The organism is Belnapia mucosa, from assembly GCF_016775475.1.
GTDB classification, from domain to species: Bacteria; Pseudomonadota; Alphaproteobacteria; order Acetobacterales; family Acetobacteraceae; genus Belnapia; species Belnapia mucosa.
The window spans coordinates 721033-737856 of the sequence record NZ_JAEUXJ010000001.1 but is presented as its reverse complement, the minus strand read 5'-3'; the positions used below and the strand labels follow the sequence as shown (position 1 = coordinate 737856).

At 69.8% G+C, this 16824-nt stretch carries 16 protein-coding genes and 1 pseudogene; 8 read left to right on the top strand and 9 right to left on the bottom strand.

Going from position 1 to position 16824, the window contains the following annotated elements; genetic code table 11:
* Position 1: 1 nt before the first annotated feature.
* From JMJ55_RS03575 to JMJ55_RS03560, 4 genes are read right to left on the bottom strand one after another with little or no spacing between them, the layout of a single operon-like run.
* Entirely contained in the window at positions 2-988 is a 987-nt protein-coding gene (locus JMJ55_RS03575) for a ketopantoate reductase family protein (RefSeq protein ID WP_202824097.1), read from the bottom strand.
* The gene (locus tag JMJ55_RS03570; protein ID WP_202824096.1) at positions 985-1977 is read right to left on the bottom strand and encodes a ketopantoate reductase family protein; all 993 of its coding nucleotides are present in this window, start codon (positions 1975-1977) and stop codon (positions 985-987) included. The genes JMJ55_RS03575 and JMJ55_RS03570 overlap by 4 nt, the downstream gene beginning before the upstream one ends.
* On the bottom strand, positions 1974-2747 hold the full coding sequence (locus JMJ55_RS03565; protein ID WP_202824095.1) for a creatininase family protein: 774 nt from the start codon (positions 2745-2747) through the stop codon (positions 1974-1976). Before JMJ55_RS03565 ends, JMJ55_RS03570 begins: the two co-directional genes overlap by 4 nt.
* The gene (locus tag JMJ55_RS03560) at positions 2744-3931 is read right to left on the bottom strand and encodes a M20 metallopeptidase family protein (RefSeq protein ID WP_202824094.1); all 1188 of its coding nucleotides are present in this window, start codon (positions 3929-3931) and stop codon (positions 2744-2746) included. The genes JMJ55_RS03565 and JMJ55_RS03560 overlap by 4 nt, the downstream gene beginning before the upstream one ends.
* 150 nt (positions 3932-4081) lie before the next feature.
* Here JMJ55_RS03560 and JMJ55_RS03555 point away from each other — a divergent pair, with 150 nt between their 5' ends.
* The 8 genes and pseudogenes from JMJ55_RS03555 to JMJ55_RS03520 all read left to right on the top strand — a co-directional run bounded on the left by JMJ55_RS03555 (position 4082) and on the right by JMJ55_RS03520 (position 11390).
* Entirely contained in the window at positions 4082-5059 is a 978-nt protein-coding gene (locus JMJ55_RS03555) for a Bug family tripartite tricarboxylate transporter substrate binding protein (protein WP_202824093.1), read from the top strand.
* A 135-nt stretch (positions 5060-5194) separates the two neighbouring features.
* On the top strand, positions 5195-5800 hold the full coding sequence (locus JMJ55_RS03550; protein ID WP_202824092.1) for a hypothetical protein: 606 nt from the start codon (positions 5195-5197) through the stop codon (positions 5798-5800).
* Between the two features lie 31 nt (positions 5801-5831).
* Positions 5832-7331, top strand: a complete 1500-nt coding sequence (locus JMJ55_RS03545; RefSeq protein ID WP_202824091.1) for a tripartite tricarboxylate transporter permease — start codon at positions 5832-5834, stop codon at positions 7329-7331.
* Between the two features lie 106 nt (positions 7332-7437).
* Positions 7438-8196 (top strand): SDR family NAD(P)-dependent oxidoreductase, encoded by a 759-nt coding sequence (locus tag JMJ55_RS03540; protein WP_202824090.1) that lies wholly within the window; start codon positions 7438-7440, stop codon positions 8194-8196.
* Between the two features lie 12 nt (positions 8197-8208).
* Positions 8209-8523 carry an antibiotic biosynthesis monooxygenase family protein gene (locus JMJ55_RS03535; RefSeq protein ID WP_202824089.1) on the top strand — a complete coding sequence of 105 codons (315 nt, stop codon included), beginning with the start codon at positions 8209-8211 and terminating at the stop codon, positions 8521-8523.
* A gap of 146 nt (positions 8524-8669) precedes the next feature.
* Positions 8670-10220, top strand: a pseudogene (locus JMJ55_RS03530) (Na+/H+ antiporter); the annotation flags it as partial.
* Between the two features lie 48 nt (positions 10221-10268).
* On the top strand, positions 10269-10673 hold the full coding sequence (locus JMJ55_RS03525; protein WP_202824087.1) for a VOC family protein: 405 nt from the start codon (positions 10269-10271) through the stop codon (positions 10671-10673).
* 123 nt (positions 10674-10796) lie between these two features.
* Positions 10797-11390, top strand: coding sequence for a hypothetical protein (locus tag JMJ55_RS03520; protein WP_202824086.1), 594 nt, complete (start codon positions 10797-10799; stop codon positions 11388-11390).
* Positions 11391-11418: 28 nt separating this feature from the next.
* Here JMJ55_RS03520 and JMJ55_RS03515 read toward each other — a convergent pair whose 3' ends face one another.
* The 5 genes from JMJ55_RS03515 to JMJ55_RS03495 form a co-directional block, all read right to left on the bottom strand.
* On the bottom strand, positions 11419-12723 hold the full coding sequence (locus JMJ55_RS03515) for a TRAP transporter large permease (protein WP_202824085.1): 1305 nt from the start codon (positions 12721-12723) through the stop codon (positions 11419-11421).
* A 4-nt stretch (positions 12724-12727) separates the two neighbouring features.
* Entirely contained in the window at positions 12728-13261 is a 534-nt protein-coding gene (locus JMJ55_RS03510; RefSeq protein ID WP_202824084.1) for a TRAP transporter small permease, read from the bottom strand.
* 4 nt (positions 13262-13265) lie between these two features.
* On the bottom strand, positions 13266-14252 hold the full coding sequence (locus JMJ55_RS03505) for a TRAP transporter substrate-binding protein (protein WP_202824083.1): 987 nt from the start codon (positions 14250-14252) through the stop codon (positions 13266-13268).
* 148 nt (positions 14253-14400) lie between these two features.
* On the bottom strand, positions 14401-14838 hold the full coding sequence (locus JMJ55_RS03500; protein WP_202824082.1) for a CBS domain-containing protein: 438 nt from the start codon (positions 14836-14838) through the stop codon (positions 14401-14403).
* 81 nt (positions 14839-14919) lie between these two features.
* Positions 14920-16713: a glucan ABC transporter ATP-binding protein/ permease gene (locus tag JMJ55_RS03495; RefSeq protein ID WP_202824081.1), complete on the bottom strand. Its 1794-nt coding sequence runs from the start codon at positions 16711-16713 to the stop codon at positions 14920-14922.
* Between the last annotated feature and the right edge of the window lie 111 nt (positions 16714-16824).

The window sequence follows — 16824 nt, the reverse complement described above, 5'->3', positions numbered from 1 at the left end:
CTTATCCTTCCCGCCGGTAGAGGCCGGCCGCCTCGGCGGCCTGGGCCGCCAGCGCCACGATCAGTTCGAGCATGGGCGCCGGCACGCCGCGTTCCCGCGCCAGGCGCAGCGGCACCTGGAACAGCGCATCCACCTCCATCGGCCGCCCCGCCTCCAGATCCTGAAGGATCGAAGGTTTGTGGGGGATGTCGGCCGAGAGGTCGATCCGCTCCTCGGCCGTGCCGGGGATGGGGCGACCCATGGCAGCGGCGATCGCCAGCCCTTCCCGCACCACCGCCACCGCCGCGGTGCGGATCACGGGATCGCGGAAGGTCTCCCGCATATTGCGGCGCGTGAGGGTGCAGATCGGGCCGTTGGAGAGGTTGTTCAGCAGCTTGGCCCAGACATCGGTGCGGATATCGGGCGAGACGCTGCAGGGCAGGCCGCCCTGCTTGAAGGCACCCGCCAGCGCCATGGCGCGGGGGCTGCGGCTGCCATCCGGCTCGCCGAGGATCAGCTTGCTGGACTTGCTGGTGACCTCGATCACCCCCGGCTCCGGCACGGAGCAGGCGGAATAGACCACGCCGCCGATCGCCCGCGCCGGGCCGACGGCATCCCAGACCACCCCAGCGGGATCGACCTCCGGCACGCGCTGCCCCTCCTCGGGCCCGCCATGGCCGGCAAAATACCACCAGGGGATGCCGTTGGTGACGAAGGCCACCGGCGTCTCCGGGCCGAGCAGCGGGCCGATGGCCCTGGCGACCGCAGGCAGGGCCGGCACCTTGGTGCAAACCACCACCGCATCCTGCGGGCCGAGCTCGGCGGGGTCGGCGGCGGCGCGGGGTCGGCATTCGATGCTGCGGTCGGCCAGGCGCACGGTCAGGCCGCGTCCCCGGATCGCCTCGAGCTGGGCGCCGCGGGCGACGACCGAGACCTCCGCCCCGCCCTGTGCCAGCCGCCCGGCCAGATGGCCGCCGATGGCGCCCGGCCCGTAGACGCAGATCCTCATGCCGCCTCCGCCGGCGCCGCATAGAGCCCGGCCGCCATCGCCGCGCGGGTGGCCAGCGCGACCATCAGGGAGAGGGTCGGCACCGGGACGCCCGCCTCCCGCGCAAGGCGCAGCGGGGCCTGGAACATCGCCTCCACCTCCATCATCCGCCCGGCCTCGAGATCCTGCAGGATGGAGGGCTTGTGCCGCAGCGTCGCCGAGCGGGCGACGCGGGCGGCCAGGGCATCGCCCGGAATGGGCCAGCCCTCGGCCCGGGAGATGGCGACGACCTCCTCCGACAGGCGGATCGCAGCCTCGCGCGTCTCGGGGCTTTGCAGCGTGTCCTGCATGCAGGACCGGGCGAGGATGCAAAGCGGACCATTGACCAGATTGCCGAGGAGCTTCTGCCAGACCGCCTGGCGAATATCCGGCACCACCGGGGAGGGTATGCCGCCCGCGGCGATGGCGGCGGAAAGCGCCTGGATCCGCGGCGTGATTCGGCCATCCACCTCACCGAGAATCACCCGGGCATCGCTGGTCTCGACCTCGACCACGCCGGGCTCGGTCACCTCGCAGGCCGAATAGACGACGCCTCCGATGGTGCGCGAGATGCCGATGGCACGGCGGAGCGCCCCGCCCGGATCGAGCGCCGGCAGGGGCTGCCCGTCCCGTGCCGTGCCGTCATTGTACCACCAGGGAATGCCGTTCATGACGAAGGCAACCGGCGTCTCCGGCCCCAGCATCGGCGCGATGGAGGCGGCGACGCTCGGGAGGGAGGGCGCCTTGGTGGTGACGATCACCGCATCCTGCGGGCCGAGCTCTGCCGGATCGGCGCTGGCGCGCGGGCGGCACTCCAGCGTGCCGTCCGGGGCATGGACAGTCAGGCCCCTCTCCTGGATGGCGGCGAGGTTGGGACCACGGGCAACGACGGAGACCTCGGCCCCGCCCTTGGCGAGGCGGGCGGCGACATGGCCGCCGATGGCGCCGGCACCGAAGACGCAGATCTTCATGGGGCGGCCCCCTTCAAGGCGGCGATGGTGGCGATCCCGGCCTCGACCAGTCGGGCGGTGATACGGGCGCCGTGCTCGGCCGAGCCGGGGCGGCTATCGGCGCAGGCGACGCCGCCAGGCGCCACCTCCTCCACCTCCATCGGCACCGAGACCTCGACCCCCGCAGCTCGGACGGTGCCGAAATTGGCAACCGGCAGTCCGAGGACCGACGGCACCGACTGCCGCGCCCGCGCCTCCGCCGGATGGCAGAGATCGGGGCGGAGATGCAGGGCAACGGACCAGACCGGGTCGCCGCCATGGCCGAAGCTCTCGGGGCTGCCGCCGAGCTCGGCATGCAGCGCGCCGGCGATGCGCCAGAGATGCATGGCCGGGACCAGCAGGCCATGGCGCCGCCGCAAACTGCGGGCCGCGGCATCGACCGGGCCGATCGAGCCGGCATGGCCGTTGAGGATCAGGATGCGCCTGCAACCGGTGCGGATCAGGTTGCCGCAGACCTCCTCCACCACCGCCTGGAGCAGGCCGGGGGTGAGGACGATGCCGCCCGGGACCATTCCGAAATAATCCTCGCCGCCGAAGGGGATGGCGGGGAGGACCAGGGCATTCGCGTCGGCCGCGATGCGGTCGGCCAGCGCCTCGGCCAGCAGGTAGTCGCCCATCGGCGCCTGCGGGCCATGGGTCTCGAGGCTGCCCATGGGCAGGATGGCGCAGGCCCCCTGCCCCAGCCTCGCCGCGACCTCGGGTGCCGTCAGCTCGGCTATCCGATTTGTCACGCCAGCATGTCCAGCGCGATGCGGCTGAGCGCCTGGACGCCGAGGCCGATGCAGCGCTCATCCGGCTGGTAGTGGTCGTTGTGCAGGTGGTCGTGCCGGCCCGGCGCGCCGCTGCCGATGCGGAGCTGGAAGGCGGGCACCCGCTCGGCAAACTCGGCGAAATCCTCGGCGCCCATGCTGGGGCGGCCTTCCACCACGACATCGCCGAATTGCCGGCGCACCGCGGCGATGGCCGGATCGAGCACGCTATCGGCATTGACCAGCGGCGGCACGCCGCGGCGATAGGTCAGCGTGCAGGTCACGCGGTGCATCGCCTCCAGCCCTGCGGCCAGGCGGCGCATCGCCGCCTCGGCGGTATCGCGTGCCGCATGGTGCAGGGTGCGGATGGTGCCGCGCAGCTCCACCGTCTCCGGGATGATGTTGGGTGCGGTGCCGCCATGGATCATGCCGATGGTGACGACGCCCGGCATCAGCGGGTCGAGCTCACGGCTCACCACGGTCTGGGCCTGGGCGATGAAGGCGCCGGCGGCGACGATCGGATCGACTGCCTTGTCCGGATGCGCCGCATGGCCCGACTTGCCCTGGATGACGAGGTCGAAGCGGTCGGCGGCGGCGAGGGTCGAGCCGCGGCAGTAGCCGAACTGCCCGGCTGGCATATCGGGGTGGTTGTGGAAGCCGAGCGCCATATCGACGCCTTCCAGCACACCATCCTTCACCATCGCGGCGGCGCCGCCCAGCGCCTCCTCGGCTGGCTGGAAGACCAGGACCACGCGCCCGGCAAGCTGGGGCGCCAGGTCCTTCAGCACCTCGGCAGCGCCGAGCAGGGTGGTGGTATGGATGTCATGGCCGCAGGCATGCATCTTGCCGTCCACCGTGCTGGCGAAGGGCAGGCCGGTCATCTCATGGATCGGCAGCGCGTCCATATCGGCGCGGATGGCGAGCGTCGGGCCCGGCCGGCCGCCCTCGATCACGCCGACGACGCCGGTGCGGCCGATGCCGGTGCGATGGGCGATCCCCATCCGCGCCAGCTCGGCGGCGACGATGCCGGCGGTCCGCACCTCCTCGAAGGCGAGTTCGGGATGGGCATGGATATCGCGCCGGATCTCGACCAGCCTCGGCTCGATCGCCGCCGTCGCCTCCCGGATCTGGGCCTCGGGGTCGTTGTGGCGGGGCGATGCGGCCATGGTCGCGGCTTCCTGCTGCAGTCTGCGGGGCCGGAGGATCGGGGCAAACCCGCCGGGCCGCAAGCCGCGCCGGGCTCCGGCTCCGCCCCCTGGCTTGCCCATGCTTGGCGCGGCGTGCGATACGCTCCCCCAACCCGATGAGGGAGGAGAATGTCCGGGACCTTGCCGCGCCGCGCGCTGGTCGCCGGCGGTGCCGCCTTTGCGGCGCTGCCCCTGGTTGCGCGCGCCCAATCCTGGCCTTCCCAGCCCATCCGCCTGGTCGTGCCCTATGCGCCGGGCGGCACCACGGATCTGACCGCGCGGCTGGTGGCGGCGGGGCTCGCGGCCCGGCTTGGCCAGCCCGTCCTGGTCGATAACCGGCCGGGCGCCGGGGCGACGCTTGCCAGTGCCCAGGTCGCGGCCGCGGTGCCGGATGGGCTGACGCTGCTGATGTCGAACATCGCCAGCCATGCAATCGCCCCCGCGCTCTACCGCAGCCTGCGCTACGACGCGGTGCGCGACTTCACCCATGTGGCGTTGGTGGTCGAGAATCCGTCGGTCTTCGCGGCCAATTCCCGCTTCGCGCCGGAAGGCTTGCCGCAGGTCGTGGAGCTCTCGCACCGGACGGCTGAGGGGATCGATATCGCCTCCTCCGGATCCGGTTCCTCCAATCATCTCCTGATCGTGCAATTCGCCGAGGCGACCGGCGCGCGGGTGCATCACATCCCCTATCGCGGCGCCGGACCGGCGATGACGGACGTGATCGCCGGCGTGGTGCCGATGATGTCGGACAGCCTGCCCTCCGCCGTCGGGCATATCCGCGCCGGCAGCGTGCGCGCGGTGGCTATGTCCTCCACGAAGCGGCACCCGGCCTTCCCGGAGGTGCCGACCTTCCGCGAGCAGGGCATCGATCTCGTCAGCACCTCATGGTTCGGCATTTCCGGCCCGGCCGGATTGCCGCCGGCCATCGTGGAGCGGTTGGCCATGGCGGTGGCGTCGGTCCTGGCCGAGCCGGCGACGGCTGCCCGCTTCGCCGAACTGGGCGGCACCGTCCGGATGATGTCGCCGGGAGCATACAATGAATTCGTTATGGCGGAGGTGGCGCGCTGGGCGCCGATCGTCGCCGCCTCCGGCGCGCAGGTCGATTAGGGCGCCGGGTCGCAAGGTTTTCGCGGCGTGCCGGCTTGACCCGGGACGCGCCGTGGGGTTGTCGTTGCGGGACTTACCACTGGGAGAGGCTGCGGTCCGAACCGTAGCCGGACGGGAGCCGAGAAAGGGCGCCGCATGAAGATCAATGCCAAGGATGTCGCCTCGGGCGTCTTCCTTATCCTGCTTGCCGCAGTCGGCCTCTGGCTGAACGCGGACCACGCCCTCGGTACCGCGCGTCGCATGGGACCGGGTTACATGCCTATGCTGGTATTCTGGATCCAGCTCGGCCTCGGCGCGCTCGTCCTCGTCCTCGGCCTGTTTAATGGCCCGGATCCGCTGGAGCGCTGGACCGGGATCGATGCCGGGATGCTTGTCGTCTCGGTCGCGGTCGGCACGGTTGTCTGGCAGATCGCGCCGATGTTCGGCGAGTTCTTCACTGGCACCTACAACGCCATCGGGCTCGGGATGCTGGCCGGCTTCCTCGTCATCTGCGTCTCCAAGGGATGGCGGCTGCTCGGCTTCATCTGCGCCGCCATGTGCATATTCGGCCTCCTGCTCGAAAAGGGCGGGCTGATGCTGGCCCTGACCGCAACCATCATCATCTCCGCCATGGCCGAACCGCAGCACCGGCGCCAGCCGCTGGGCGTGCTGGGTTTGCTGGTCTTCCTGCTGGCGCTGTGCTGGTGGATCTTCATCAAGCAGCTCGACATCCGCGTGGCCGTCTGGCCGATGCAATACTGACCCGACGCCGGGATAGGGAAACGCACCTGCCATGGACCTCATCGGCAACCTGGCGCACGGCTTCGCCGTCGCGTTCAGCCTGCAGAACCTGCTCTTCGCGCTGATCGGCGCATTGATCGGTACCGCCATCGGCGTGTTGCCGGGCATCGGGCCGGTCGCCACCATCTCGCTGCTGCTGCCGATCACCTTCGGCCAGCCGGCGACAACGGCCATCATCATGCTCGCCGGCATCTATTACGGCGCGCAGTATGGCGGCTCCACCACGGCCATCCTGCTGAACCTGCCGGGCGAGATCAGCTCGGTGGTGACCACGCTCGAAGGCTACAAGATGGCCCGCAACGGCCGGGCCGGCGCGGCGCTCGCCACCTCGGCCCTCGGCTCCTTCTTCGCCGGCACGGTCGCAACGGTCGTCGTCGCCGCCTCCGGCCCGCTGCTGACCAGCATTGCGCTGTCCTTCGGCCCGGCCGACTACTTCTCGCTGATGCTGCTCGGCCTGATCATCTCGGCGGTGCTGGCACAGGGCTCCGTGCTGAAATCGGTCGCCATGGTGGTGCTCGGCGTGGCGCTCGGCCTGGTCGGCACCGATGTGCAGACCGGCCAGCAGCGCTTCACCTTCGGCATCCCCGAACTGTCCGACGGCATCGGCTTCGTCTCGGTCGCCATGGGCATGTTCGGCATTGCCGAGATCATCCTGAACCTCGAGCGGCCGGAAGCCCGCGAGGTGCTGAAGACCGAGGTCGGCAGCCTCTTCCTCACCAAGGAGGAGTGGAAGCGGGCGACGCCCTCGGTGCTGCGTGGCACGCTGGTCGGCTCGGTGCTCGGCATCCTGCCGGGCGGTGGCGCCTCCCTCGCCTCCTTCGGCGCTTACATGATGGAGCGGAAGATCTCGAAGGGCCGGCACTTGTTCGGCCAGGGCGCGATCGAGGGCGTGGCGGGGCCGGAAGCGGCCAACAACGCCGCGGCGCAGACCAGCTTCATCCCGCTGCTCACCCTCGGCATCCCGGCCAATGCCGTGATGGCGCTGATGGTCGGCGCGCTGATCATCCAGGGCATCCAGCCGGGCCCCCGCATGGTGGAGGCGCAGCCGGACCTGTTCTGGGGCCTCATCGCCTCCATGTGGATCGGCAACGTGATGCTGCTGGTCATCAACCTGCCGATGATCGGCATGTGGGTGAAGCTGCTGCAGGTGCCCTACAAGTTCCTCTATCCGTCGATCCTGGTGTTCTGCTGCATCGGCGTCTACTCGCTGAACAACAACGTCTTCGACGTCTACATGACGGTTCTGTTCGCGATCTTCGGCTATATGTGCAACAAGCTGAAGATGGAGCCGGCTCCGCTGCTGATCGGCTTCGTGCTCGGCCCGATGATGGAGGAGCACCTCCGCCGCGCCATGCTGCTCTCGCGCGGCGACGTGATGGTCTTCCTGCAACGGCCGATCAGCGCCAGCATGCTGGCGATCGGCGCCATCGCCCTGCTGGCGATGATGCTGCCCAACCTGCGGAAGGGGAAGGAAGCCGCGCTCAGCGGCTGATCCTCCCCGCCCTGTCCTGAAGGAAGCCGCCCCGGTCCCGCCGGGGCGGCTTTTCTTTTGCCCGCCCGCGCCGCAGGCTGGGGCGGATCAGCCAGGGGGTCGCATCATGGATCTGCAATTGGCCGGCAAGGTCGCCCTCGTCACCGGCGCCTCTGCCGGGCTCGGCCGCTGCATCGCCTCCATGCTGGCGGCCGAGGGCTGCCGCATGGCCATCCTCGCCCGCCGCCGCCCCCTGCTGGAGAGCCTGGCCGCGGAATTGCCCACCAGTGCCGAGCCGCTGATCATCGCCGAGGACATCACCGACCCGGCCGCCGCCCCGCGCATCCGCGATGCGGTGCTGGGCCGCTTCGGCCGCTGCGACATCCTGGTCAACAATGCCGGCGGCAGCCGGCCGCAGCCGCCCGGGGAGCTCGGCGCCGAGGAGGTCTGGCAGGAAGCGATGGAGCTGAATTTCCATGCGGGCCGCCGGCTGGCTCATGCGCTGGTCCCGGCCATGCAGGCCCAAGGCTTCGGCCGCATCATCAACCTGACCGGCCAGGACGAGCCGCACAACGTGAACGCCGCCAATGCCCCGAATGGCGCCGTCCATATCTGGGCCAAGGCGCTCTCCCGCCAGCTCGGCCGCGACGGGATCACGGTGAACTCCATCCCGCCCGGTCGCATCCACTCGGAGCAGATCGATCTCCGCGTCATGCCGACCGAGGAGAGCCGCCGCGCCTGGGCCGAACGCGAGGTGCCGGCCGGCTATATCGGCCAGCCTGAGGATCTGGCGGTGCTGGCGGTCTTCCTTGCCTCGCCGCTTGCCCGCTACATCACCGGCCAGGTGATCCATGTCGATGGCGGCACCCGCCGCTTCAGCCATTAGGGGACATCGCCCATGTTCATCGCCATGAACCGCTTCCGCGTCCTGCCCGGTGCCGAGGCGGAATTCGAGGAGCTCTGGCTTTCCCGCGATTCGCAGCTGCGGACCGTGCCGGGCTTCGTGGAATTCCGCCTGCTGCGCGGGCCGCGCAAGGACGACCATGCCCTCTATGCCTCGCATACCATCTGGGCGAGCCGCGAGGATTTCGAGGCATGGACCAGATCGGAGGCTTTCCGCATGGCACATCGGAATGCCGGCGGCACCCGGCCGCTCTATCTCGGCCATCCGGAATTCGAGGGGTTCGAGCCGATCCAGACCCTGACCGCCTGAGGCTGCGTCTGGAACGCGGCCACTCGTAACCGGGCCATGCCGGCGGCTAGAAGCGGGCATGGCCATTGTCGAAACCATCCTGGTCCTGCTGGCGGCATGCATCGGCCTCGCGCTGATCGCGCGCCGGCTCGGACTACCCCTATGCGGTCATCCTCGTGCTCGGCGGCATGGTGCTGGCACTGCTGCCCGGCCTGCCCGATGTGCCGCTGGATCCCGAGCTGGCGCTCGCCTTCTTTCTCCCGCCGCTGCTCCAGCTCAGCGCCTACCGCACGGATTGGCGCGCCTTCCGCAGCAATATCCGGGCGATCCTGCTGCTGGCACTGGGCGCGGTGATCTTCACCGCCTTCTGTATCGCCCTCGTCGCGCGCTGGCTGCTGCCCGAACTGCCCTGGATGGCGGCGCTCGCGCTCGGTGCCATCGTGGCGCCGCCGGATGCGGTGGCGGCCTCGGCGGTGCTGCAGCGGCTTCGCCTGCCGCGGCGGGTGGTCGCGGTGCTGGAAGGCGAGAGCCTCATCAACGATGCCTCCGCCCTGGTGCTCTACAAGCTCGCCGTTGCGGCGGCGCTGGCGAGTGGTGGCATCGCTGCGGGGGATGGCGTGACGAGCTTCCTCCTGCTCGGGCTCGGCGGCATCGCGGTTGGCTGGGCGGTCGGGCGGGCAGCACTCTGGGTGCTGGTGCGGCTCAAGGACATCATGCTGGAGACGACCACGGGCTTCCTCGCCGCCTATGCCTCCTACCTGGCGGGGGAGGCGCTGCATGTCTCCGGCGTCATGGCGGTGGTCACCACCGGGCTGCTCTTCGGCCGGGCGCAGCACACCGTCTTCACCTACAGCGCGCGGCTGAATGCGGCGGCGGTCTGGCGCTTCGTGGAATTCATCCTGAACAGCCTCGTTTTCCTGCTGATCGGCCTGCAGCTACACAACATCCTCGGCCGGCTCGCCGGACGCGGCGCCCTGGAACTTGCCGGCCTCGCCCTTGGCATCGCGGCGACGCTGATCCTCTCGCGCTTCCTCTGGGTCTTTCCGGCGACCTGGCTGCCGCGGCGCCTGCCCATCGTGCAGCGGCACGACCCGATGCCGCCCCTCGGTCAGACGGCCGTCGTCGCATGGGCCGGCATGCGCGGGGTGGTGAGCCTCGCCGCTGCCCTCGCCCTGCCGGAGGACTTCCCCGGCCGCGACCTCATCGTCTTCCTGGCATTCACCGCGATCCTGGCGACGCTGGTGGTGCAGGGGACGACGCTGGAATGGGTGATCCGCCAGCTCGGCGTGGCGCGGCCCCGACATCCCGACGGCGTCGACCCGGAGGAGGCCGAGGGCCGCAGGCTGATTGCCGCCGCGGCGCTGGCCGAGATCGAGCGGCGGATGGAGGACCCGCTGGAGGGCGCGATCGCGGCCGATCTCGTCCATGAATTCCGCGACCGGGCGGGGCATCTGCAACGCACCGTGACCAATCAGGGCGCTGCCGCCGCCGAGCGCGCCGCCCGGCGCCGCATCCGCCTCGCCGCGCTGGATACGGCGCGGCAGCAGCTCTTCAACCACTACAGCGCCGGGCTGCTGCAGGAGGAAGGGTTGGTAAAGCTGGAGCAGGAGCTGGACCTGGAGGAGATCCGGATCCGTCAGGTGCTCGGTGACGAGCGGACCGAGGCGCAGAAGCGGGAGGATGAGCGGCGCCGCCAGGCCGTGGCGCCGGCCGAATAGGGGCGGAGCCTCGCGCTAGGCAGGCGGCTGCGGTAGCCTCCGGCGACAATGCCCCCTCCCCCCTTCGAGCAGCAGATCACCTTCCTCTATGCTGAGGACCCGGCCGCCTGCCGGCATTTCTATGGCGAGGTGCTCGGCCTGACGCTGGTCCAGGACCAGGGCTTCGCTGCCATCTTTGCCACCGGCGGCAGCCGCGCTTTTCTCGGTGTCGTGCAGGCCCGCGGCCCGCGCGAGGCGCGTCATCCAAGGCATGAGGGCGGCGTCATCCTCACCTTGGTGACGCCGGAGGTTGCCGCCTGGCATGCGCATCTCGCCGCCGCCGGGGTCCCGATCGAGGCGCCGCCGGCCCAGGATGCGACGACCGGCATCACGCATTTCTTCTTCCGCGACCCGGCGGGCTACCTGTTGGAGATCCAGCGCTTCGACCGCCCTGGTTGGCCGGAACCCGGCTGACATCCGCGTGTGGATTATAGGACGGGCGCGCAACCAGTTCGGCGCGCAGGCGTTCCGGTCGACGCGGGCAGGCACGCCGCGCGCGTCCCTCCCGACAGGATGCACCGACTGAAGGAGGACAGGATGAGCTGGAAAATTGCGGGCGCTGCGGCAATGGCCTTGGCGCTGGCGGCCTGCGGGACCAACAGCAGCGACCGGACCACAGGCGGTGCGGCGGCCGGTGCCGCGACGGGCGCCGGCGTGGGCGCCCTGGGCGGCCCGGTGGGCGTCCTGGCAGGTGCGGCGATTGGCGCCGGCGCCGGCGCGGTGGCCGGTGCGACGACCAGCCCGCGCGACGTCAATCTCGGCACGCCGCCCTGGAGCAACCCGGAAGTCCGCACCCCGCTGGACAACCGCGACGCCAGCAGCAGCCGGCGCGGCACCCGCCGGTCGCAGACCGCCCAGTCGCGGCGCTCCACCGATGAGCGTGACCGCGCCTATATGGGCGGCGGCATGGTCGGCGGAACCAGCTCCTCCACCGGCACCACCACGACCCCGGCCCCCGCAACGGGCACCGGCATGAACACGACCGGGACCGGCTCCTCCATGGGCGGCAGCTCCAGCATGGGCTCCGGCTCCTCCATGGCGCCGTCCAGCAACACTGGCACCATGACCACTGCCCCGGCCGGCACGGCGCCTGCCGGCAACAGCATGAACAGCGCTACCCCGGCTCGCTGAGCCAAAACGCGGTAGCGGGGCTTCCCCGCTACCGCGCCAGCAGCCAGTCCGGCAGGCCGGTGACCAGCGTCACCGGGAAGAGGGTGCAGAGCACCACCGTCACCACCAGCATGAGGAAGAAGGGCAGGCTGGCCATCGCCACCTCCGTCTGCTCCTTCCCTGTCATCGTCTGCATGACGAACAGGTTGAAGCCGACCGGCGGCGTGATCTCCGCGATCTCGACCAGCAGCACGATGAAGATGCCGAACCAGACCAGGTCGAACCCCGCCTGCTGCACCAGCGGGATGACGATCGAGGTTGTCAGCACGATCATCGACACGCCATCGAGCGCGGTGCCGAGCAGCACATAGACCACGGTCAGGATGGCGATCAGGCCATAGGGGCCGAGATTGAGATGTGCGGCGCCCTCGGCCAGCGCGGCCGGGATGCCGGTCAGCGCCATCGCCTTGGTCAGGAAGGCGGCACCGGCCAGGATGAACATGATCATGCAGGACAGCCGGGTCGCGCCCTTCAGGCTGTCCATGAAGGCCTGCCAGGAGAGCGTGCCGGTGACGGCCGCGAGGATGAGGGAGCCGAGCACGCCGAAAGCCGCCGCTTCGGTCGCCGTCGCCCAGCCGACGAACATGGTCCCGATCGTGCCGATGATGAGCAGCGCGCAGGGGATGAGCTGGGCGCTGGCACGGAGCTTCTGGCCGAAGCTCATCCGCGGCTCCGGCGGCGGCTGCTTCGAGGGGTTCAGCATCGCCCAGATGGCAATATAGGCGCTGAACAGCAGCATCACGATCAGCCCGGGCAGGCAGCCGGCGATGAAGACCCGGATGATCGAGACCTCGGCCGCCACCGCATAGACCACCATGATGATCGAGGGCGGGATCAGGATGCCGAGCGTCCCCGAAGTGGCGAGGGAGCCGACAGCGACATTCTCGTCATAGCCGCGCCGCTTCAGCTCGGGCAGCGCGATCTTGGAGACGGTGGCGCAGGTCGCCGCCGAGGAGCCGGAGACGCTGCCGAAGATGCCGCAGGCAAGGATGTTCACATGCAGCAACCCGCCCGGGATGCGCCGCACCCAGGGCGCGAGGCCGTTGAACAGCTCCTCCGAGAGCTTGGTGCGGAACAGGATCTCGCCCATCCAGACGAACATCGGCAGCGCCGCCAGCGTCCAGGACCCCGTCGCCTCCCAGAAGGAGGAGGCGAGGAAGAGGCCGGGGCTCGGATGGACGAAGACCATCGCCACATAGCCGACCGCAGCCAGCGACATGGCGATCCAGAGCCCGGCGCCGAGCAGCAGGCAGAGCAGCACCAGCAGCAGCAGGGCAAAGGTGAGCAGATCCATCGGGCTACACCTCCGCCGAAAAGTCGCCGGCCGCCGCGCGTTCCTCGGCGGCCACCACATAGCTCGGCTTGGCGCCGCGCAGGACGATGACGAATTCGTCGAGGATGGCGATCAACAGCAGCCCCGCGCCGCCGGGCACCGCCATTTTCGGAATCCAGAGCGGGATGGGCACCGTACCCTGCGCCACTTCCTCGATCTCCCAGCTGAACAGCATGTCCTGCGCCGTCCAGAAGGTGACATAGGCCATCAGCGCCGCGGCCAGGGCCAGCACCAGCAACTCCGCCGCACGACGCGCCGCGGGCCCGAGCCGGTCGAGCAACATGCCGACCCGGATCAGCTCGCCCCGCTTGAAGGTGGCGGCCAGGGCGAAGAAGGTGGTGGCGACGCAGAGATAGGCGCTGATGTCGTCGGCGGCCGGGAATTGCAGCTGCATCTCGCGCAGCGCGACCTGCGCCATCATCACGCAGAAGATGGCGAAGAGCGAGAGCGCGGCGATGCCGGCGCCGAGCGCGTAGAGCGCATCGAGAAAACGGCGCATGGGCTCAGGCGGCCCGGAGCGAGTCCACCAGCTTCCGCCCATCCTCCCCGGTGCGCTGGACCCATTCCTCGGTGATGGTGGCGCCGACCTTGCGCAGATCGGCCAGTGCCGCGGGCGGGATAGTGCCGATGGTCACGCCTTTCTCCGCCAGCCGCGCCTGAGTGCTCGCCTCCGCCTCGGCGCAAAAGGTCCAGCCGCGGTCCTCGGCCCGCTTGGCGGCGGCCTTCACCGCCTCCTGCTGCGCGGCGGGCAGGGCTTCGAGCGCACGGCGGGAGATCAGCACGGCATTCTTCGTCATCGAGAAGGCGGCCGGGGTAAAGAACTTCGCATAGTCCCAGGCCGAGGTGTCGACGCCGGTCTGGGCGCTGGTCACCATGGCGGTGGCGATGCCGGTGGCGAAGGCCTGCGCCACCTCGGCCGCCTGCACCAGCACCGGATTGGCGCCGACCAGCGCGGCGAAGCGGTTGGTGATCGGGCTGAAGGTGCGGAAGCGGCTGCCCTTGAAGATCTCGATGCTGTTGATCGGCGCCTGGGTGTAGAAGCCCGCCCCCGGCCAGCCGACCATATAGAGCAGCGAGAGGCCCTGGCGGCCCATGCGCGCCTCGACATAGGGCCGCTGCAGGTCCCCGAGCTTTCGCGCCCCGGCAAGGTCGGGCACCAGGAAGGGCAGCGAATCCGCCTCGAAGAAGGGATCCTCGTTGGAATAGGCGGCGAGGAGGATCTCGCCCATCTGCACCTGGCCGGTCTGCACCCCGCGCTTGATCTGCTGCATCGGCAGCAGAGAGGCATTGCTGTGGATCTGGACCTGCAGCTTGCCTTCGGTCGCCTGTTCGATATCGGCGCAGAATTCGCGGATGTTCCGGGTGTGGTAGTTCCCGTCCGGATAGGCGGTGGCGAGCTGCCACTTGGTCTGGGCACGGGCAATGCCGGCAGCCAGGGCGGGCGCCGCCAGCATGGGTGCCAGCAGCGCGGCGCGACGGGTGATGGACATGATTCGAAGCCCCCGGGTCATCCTCGGCCCGGAGTAAGCCCCGAAGGACCCGACACAACAAGGGGGCGTGATCGCAGCCGTGCCCTGCCGCGGCCCGGCATTGCCGCTGCCTTGGGCAGAAAGCCGCGGATCCGCCCCCGGCTTGGGCCTATCCGGCCGAAACCACGTAGTGCTTCAGCTCCTCGGCCTCCTGCACCGCGGCCTCGATCCGCGCCTTCACCAGGTCGCCGATCGAGACCATGCCGATCAGCCCTCCCCCGGCATCGAGCACGGGCAGATGGCGGACGCGACGCTCGGTCATCAGCCCCAGCGCTTCCACCACCAGCGTCTCGGGGCGGATGGTGACGAGCTGGCGGGTCATGAATTGCGAGACCAGCAGGCCAGTGGTGCCGGGGCCCTGCGCCGCCATGCCGCGCACGATGTCCCGCTCGCTGAGGATGCCGAGAAGCTCTCCGGCCGGGCCACGCACCAGCACAGCGCCGATGCGGTTCTCGGTCAGCAGACGCGCGGCGCTGAGGATCGTCTCCTCCGGCCCGAGCGCGACGACGCGGTTGCCCTTTGTCCTGAGGATCGAGGCGATGACCATGCGGCAGCCCTCCCGGTTTTGGGAATCAAGGCTGCGCCCCCACACGGAGCGGTTGCAAGGAAAAGCGCCCGGCGCGGACGCTCATTCCGCTGCCTTCACGGCTCCCGCCGCGGTCTCGAGCGGTGCGCTGGCGGTGAGCTGGGTCTTCACCAGTTCGGCGAAGCGCCCGCCCAACCGCACCAGCTCGTCGAAGGTGCCGCGCTCGGCGATGCGGCCGCCGTCGAAGACGAGAATCTCGTCGGCATCGCGCACGGTCGAGAGACGATGGGCGATGATGAAGGTGGTGCGGCCCGCCATCAGCGCCTTCAGCGCCCGCTGCACCCGCGCCTCGGTCGCGGCGTCGAGCGCACTCGTCGCCTCGTCGAGGATCAGCACCGGCGGGTCCTTCAGCAGGGCGCGGGCGATGGCCAGGCGCTGGCGCTGGCCGCCGGAGAGGCTGGCGCCCCGCTCGCCGACCAGCGTGTCGTAGCCCTTCGGCTGGCGCATGATGAAGTCATGCGCCTCGGCCATCTGGCAGGCGCGCTCGATCTCGGGCTGGGTCGCGTCCGGGCGTCCAACCAGCAGGTTGTCCTTGATCGTGCGGTTGAACAGCATGCTTTCCTGGAAGACCACGCCGACATTGCGCCGGAGGCTGTCGAGCGTGATGTCGCGCAGGTCATGGCCATCCAGCGTGACCCGGCCGGCGACCGGGTCCCAGAGGCGCTGCAGCAGCGCCATGGCGGTGGACTTGCCGGCGCCGGTCTGGCCGACCAGCGCAATGGTGCGGCCAGGAGGCGCGGTGAACTCCACATCCGAGAGGATGAGCGGCCCGCCCGGATAGGCGAAGCCCACCCGCTCGAACACCACAGCGCCTTCGGCACGACTGAGGGAGAGCGCGCCTGGGCGTTCCGGCACGCTGGTCCGCGCATCCAACACCTCGAAGAATTCGGCGATGCCAGGGGCCTGGAAGACTAGGCGGGAGACGAAGGCGACGGCCCCTTCCAGCTTGCCGATCAGCAGCGTGGCGAAACCCATGAAGCTGACGATTTCGCCAACCGTCGCCTTGCCGTCGAGATGGAGGACGGTGCCGAGGATGAAGATCGCGATCACCGTCAGCGTGCTGGCGGCGCGCGTCAGGACGGAGACGACCGCCCACCAGTTCAGCACCGGGAATTGATGGTCGAGCACCTGCCGCACGATGTCGCCGAACATCCGCGCTTCGCTCGACATGCGGGTGAAGGACTGCACCACGACCACATTCGACAGCGCGTCCTGCGCCGTGCCCGCGAGGCGGGACTGGAACATCTCGACCCGGCCCTGCGCCGTCTCGGTCTGCCGGATCACGAAGGCGGTGATGACGGCGAAGACCACCACCAGGGTCAGCAGCAGCAGGCCGAGCCGCCAGTTCATGGCGAGTGTCAGCGGCAGCAGCACGATGGCGGCGACGAAGGTCGACATGTGGTCGCGGAAGAAGGCGAGCCAGATGCTGAACAGGTTGTCCGACCCGACCAGCATCACCTTCATCAGCCGGCCCGACTGCACATCCCCGTGGAAGGAAAGCGGCAGGGCCAGCACGTGTTCGAAGAAGCGGTGCATGGAGGAGAGGCGGTTGCGATGCGCCATCCGGTCCGCGAGCAGCGAGACCGCCACCGTCGCGCCGATGCCCGACAGCCCGACAGCGCCCCAGAGCGAGAGCAGCGCGAAGGCCGCCTGCCACACCTGGTCGCGACTCATCCCCGCGGCATGGGAGAGCACGTCCACCACCCGCCCGAACAGGACTGGTTCCAGAAAGAGCAGCCCGGCCATGGCCACATTCGCAATACCGAGTCCGATGGCGACCCAGCGATCGGGCGCCAGCATCCGCAGGACCCGCGCATAGAGCCTTATAAAATGCATCCCCGCGCCCCTGATTGGTCCCCTGTGCCTACTAGCGAGCCCGGCCAGTCGGCAAGGCTTGCCCCCGCTGCCGTTACGGCAGGAACCTGATGGGATCGGCGGAAGGGGACG

Excerpts from the sequence above, each read along its gene's own strand:
- JMJ55_RS03575 (WP_202824097.1), bottom strand. The coding sequence starts at position 988 with ATGAGGATCTGCGTCTACGGGCCGGGCGCCATCGGCGGCCATCTGGCC.
- JMJ55_RS03570 (WP_202824096.1), bottom strand. The coding sequence starts at position 1,977 with ATGAAGATCTGCGTCTTCGGTGCCGGCGCCATCGGCGGCCATGTCGCC.
- JMJ55_RS03560 (WP_202824094.1), bottom strand. The coding sequence starts at position 3,931 with ATGGCCGCATCGCCCCGCCACAACGACCCCGAGGCCCAGATCCGGGAG.
- JMJ55_RS03555 (WP_202824093.1), top strand. The coding sequence starts at position 4,082 with ATGTCCGGGACCTTGCCGCGCCGCGCGCTGGTCGCCGGCGGTGCCGCC.
- JMJ55_RS03550 (WP_202824092.1), top strand. The coding sequence starts at position 5,195 with ATGAAGATCAATGCCAAGGATGTCGCCTCGGGCGTCTTCCTTATCCTG.
- JMJ55_RS03545 (WP_202824091.1), top strand. The coding sequence starts at position 5,832 with ATGGACCTCATCGGCAACCTGGCGCACGGCTTCGCCGTCGCGTTCAGC.
- JMJ55_RS03540 (WP_202824090.1), top strand. The coding sequence starts at position 7,438 with ATGGATCTGCAATTGGCCGGCAAGGTCGCCCTCGTCACCGGCGCCTCT.
- JMJ55_RS03535 (WP_202824089.1), top strand. The coding sequence starts at position 8,209 with ATGTTCATCGCCATGAACCGCTTCCGCGTCCTGCCCGGTGCCGAGGCG.
- JMJ55_RS03525 (WP_202824087.1), top strand. The coding sequence starts at position 10,269 with ATGCCCCCTCCCCCCTTCGAGCAGCAGATCACCTTCCTCTATGCTGAG.
- JMJ55_RS03520 (WP_202824086.1), top strand. The coding sequence starts at position 10,797 with ATGAGCTGGAAAATTGCGGGCGCTGCGGCAATGGCCTTGGCGCTGGCG.
- JMJ55_RS03515 (WP_202824085.1), bottom strand. The coding sequence starts at position 12,723 with ATGGATCTGCTCACCTTTGCCCTGCTGCTGCTGGTGCTGCTCTGCCTG.
- JMJ55_RS03510 (WP_202824084.1), bottom strand. The coding sequence starts at position 13,261 with ATGCGCCGTTTTCTCGATGCGCTCTACGCGCTCGGCGCCGGCATCGCC.
- JMJ55_RS03505 (WP_202824083.1), bottom strand. The coding sequence starts at position 14,252 with ATGTCCATCACCCGTCGCGCCGCGCTGCTGGCACCCATGCTGGCGGCG.
- JMJ55_RS03500 (WP_202824082.1), bottom strand. The coding sequence starts at position 14,838 with ATGGTCATCGCCTCGATCCTCAGGACAAAGGGCAACCGCGTCGTCGCG.
- JMJ55_RS03495 (WP_202824081.1), bottom strand. The coding sequence starts at position 16,713 with ATGCATTTTATAAGGCTCTATGCGCGGGTCCTGCGGATGCTGGCGCCC.